The organism is Ferruginibacter sp. (assembly GCF_031430955.1).
GTDB lineage: Bacteria > Bacteroidota > Bacteroidia > Chitinophagales > Chitinophagaceae > Ferruginibacter.
Map to the genome: position 1 here is coordinate 1 of NZ_JANPCM010000197.1, position 1935 is coordinate 1935.

A 1935-nucleotide genomic window follows, 5' to 3' on the forward strand; every position below is an offset into this window, starting at 1 on the left:
AAAGTAATGGCCATTCAAAAAGAAGTGGAAGAAGCTACTTCGCTTGAATTACCTATGCTGGAGAAAAATCTTGTATTCCTTTCAACCATTGCATCTGTTGCAACATTATTAGGTTTGTTAGGAACAGTATTAGGTATGATCCGTGCCTTCGGTAACCTGGGCGGAGATGGTGGTGGTGCAGCTGCTGAGCAATTATCAGTAGGTATCTCCGAGGCTTTGTATAATACAGCCTTGGGTATTGGTACATCTGCCGTAGCTATTATTATGTACAATATTTTTACTACAAAAATTGATGGCATCACTTACGGTATTGATGAATCAGGTTTTACTTTAACACAAAGTTTTGCTTCTCTGTACAAATAATTGTATGGAAGAACAATGATTTTGCATCTTAAGTAAATATTAAAATTTTAAAAAATGCCAAAAGTTAAAATACCACGAAAAAGCACCAACATCGACATGACGGCGATGTGTGATGTGGCTTTTCTGCTGTTGTCTTTTTTTATATTGGCAACCAAACAAAAACCTCCTGAGGCAGTTACAATAACTACACCTACTTCAGTATCAACCAAAGTGGTAAAAGACGAGGCCATTGTTGTTACTTTAGCAAAAGACGGAAAGGTTTTTTTAATGCTGAATGATAAAAAACATAAAGATGACATTATTGATGATATTAATGCATCAAAAAGTTTAGGGTTGACTCCTGCAGAAATTTCCAAACTTAAAAAACAAGAATTTATTGGAATGCCCTTCAGCAAACTAAAAAGCTTTCTGCAATTAAAAGAAGGTGTTCCTGCCGAAAAAATGGATGGTATCCCCAGCGACAGTACCAATAACGAACTGGCCGACTGGATACACAGTGTATCCAATGCCTTTAAAGGAGAGTCAATAGACAATCTTAATTTATTGGTTAAAGGTGATAACAATGCTAAGTATCCTGCTTTTAAAAACGTAAAAGCTGCGTTTAAAAAGAATGATATTTTCAAGTTTAAAATTGTTACCAATCCTGAGGGTATTCCTGCTGATTCTGAATTAGCTAAAAATCCTCCTAAAGCAGAAGGAGCAAAATAAATTTTGTTAACCAACTCGGCAAATGCAGAGTTAAAAACATATTGATATGGCAGAAATGGATACGTCGTCGGGTGGTGGCCATAAAAAAGGCCCCGGCGTAAAAAAACCAAAAAAATTATCTACCAGGGTCGATCTTACACCAATGGTTGATTTGGGTTTTTTATTACTTACCTTTTTTGTGTTTACTACAACCATGAGTACACCAAAAGGTATGGCAATGAACGAACCTAAGGACGATCCGGAAAATCAGCTAAAAGTAAAAAACTCAGGTGCTATGACCCTTTTACTGGGTAAAGATGATCATGTGTTTTATTATTTTGGAGAGTTGCTTCCGGAAACCATCAGCGAACAATTTAAAAGTTCTACTTTTAAAGAAATACGTGAGTTGATTGCTACTAAACAGAAGAATACTCCTATTGGTGATTTAATGTACATTATTAAAGCCAATAAGGATGCTACTTTTAAAAATGCTATTGATATTCTGGATGAAATGACCATTAGTAACGTACCTCCCGGCCACTATGCCGAAGTGGATATTACACCCACTGAAGAAATGCTTATTCAAAAAACTGAAGAAGCAAATCCCGGAGGGAAATAATTTATGGAATTGTTTCAATTTTGAATCTAATTAACAAAAGTCTGTAACAATGGATATAAATAAAATTTTAAGCGCCGATGTCCTCGATATTATTTTCGATGGAAAAAATAAACAGTACGGTGCTTACGACTTGCGCAAATCGTACAACAGAAGGCTTACAAAAGCCTTGCTGATAACAGCAGCTATTGCGTTGTTAATATTTTTAGGCTCTGTATTTGCAAAATTTGTAGGCAAAAACAGTGCTGAAACTATTGACGTGGTAGATA

The 1935-nt window shown here is 35.7% G+C and carries 3 protein-coding genes and 1 pseudogene; all 4 read left to right on the top strand.

What is annotated here, in order from left to right:
- On the top strand, positions 1–363 hold a 363-nt coding region (locus ACY65O_RS05540), incomplete at its 5' end, for a MotA/TolQ/ExbB proton channel family protein (protein WP_462219855.1).
- Positions 364–417: 54 nt separating this feature from the next.
- Positions 418–1071: an ExbD/TolR family protein gene (locus ACY65O_RS05545; protein WP_462219856.1), complete on the top strand. Its 654-nt coding sequence runs from the start codon at positions 418–420 to the stop codon at positions 1069–1071.
- 46 nt (positions 1072–1117) lie between these two features.
- Positions 1118–1669, top strand: a complete 552-nt coding sequence (locus ACY65O_RS05550) for an ExbD/TolR family protein (protein WP_462219857.1) — start codon at positions 1118–1120, stop codon at positions 1667–1669.
- 49 nt (positions 1670–1718) lie between these two features.
- Positions 1719–1935 (top strand): annotated as a pseudogene (locus ACY65O_RS05555) (energy transducer TonB); the annotation flags it as partial.

What these genes read in the sequence shown, in the direction of transcription:
- ACY65O_RS05545 (WP_462219856.1), top strand. Translation starts at nt 418, where the DNA reads ATGCCAAAAGTTAAAATACCACGAAAAAGCACCAACATCGACATGACG.
- ACY65O_RS05550 (WP_462219857.1), top strand. Translation starts at nt 1,118, where the DNA reads ATGGCAGAAATGGATACGTCGTCGGGTGGTGGCCATAAAAAAGGCCCC.